This window comes from Carnobacterium sp. (genome assembly GCF_032094055.1).
Taxonomy (GTDB): Bacteria; Bacillota; Bacilli; order Lactobacillales; family Carnobacteriaceae; genus Carnobacterium_A.
Map to the genome: position 1 here is coordinate 24108 of NZ_DAMDAK010000022.1, position 684 is coordinate 24791.

Here is a 684-nt window from a genome sequence, read left to right on the forward strand (position 1 = left end):
AAGTAATTATTTAGGATACGAATTACCGCAATCTGAAATTGACTTTTTAGTATTATATATACAATCCATTTATTCCGAATTAGATTCTATCTCTGTTCCTAAAATGAATAAAATAATATATGAAATAATTGAAATGATTGAATCTAGCAGCAAAACAAAGATGAATAAAAGCTCGATAGCTTATTCAAGGTTTATAACACATATAAAATTTATTATTATGCGTGTATTAAAAAAAGAAAGTGCTCCTGAATTTGAATTTTTCCAACTTATTTTTAAAGAATATTCTGAATATGTTCCTCTTGAAAAAGAAATTAAAAAAATAATTGAGAAGAATTTGAATACTAATTTAGATAAAGCGGAAGAAGCTTATATTATAATGCATTTAGTGAAAATTAATATTTTGCCTAAAAAAAATAATTAAAGATAAGGAGGCTTTAAAATAAATTATATATTTGTTTTAAGATTATTACTTGCAAGTGTATTAGGTTGTATTATAGGGTTTGATCGTGAGCTAAAAGCAAAAGAAGCAGGAATTCGAACACATTTCCTTGTTTCTTTAGGAAGTGCTTTAATAATGATCGTTTCACAACATGGCTTTAATGACGTGATTAATTTACCTGGATATAAATTAGATCCTGCCCGAATAGCAGCACAAGTTGTCAGTGGTATTGGTTTTATCGGAGC

The 684-nt window shown here is 26.8% G+C and carries 2 protein-coding genes; both read left to right on the plus strand.

Annotated features, from left to right (window positions below; translation table 11 throughout):
• Positions 1-421 (plus strand): PRD domain-containing protein (locus tag RT405_RS05250; RefSeq protein WP_313468169.1); only part of this gene is annotated, 421 nt, incomplete at its 5' end.
• 72 nt (positions 422-493) lie between these two features.
• Positions 494-684, plus strand: a 191-nt coding sequence (locus RT405_RS05255; RefSeq protein ID WP_313468186.1) for an MgtC/SapB family protein, incomplete at its 3' end; no start/stop codon positions are given.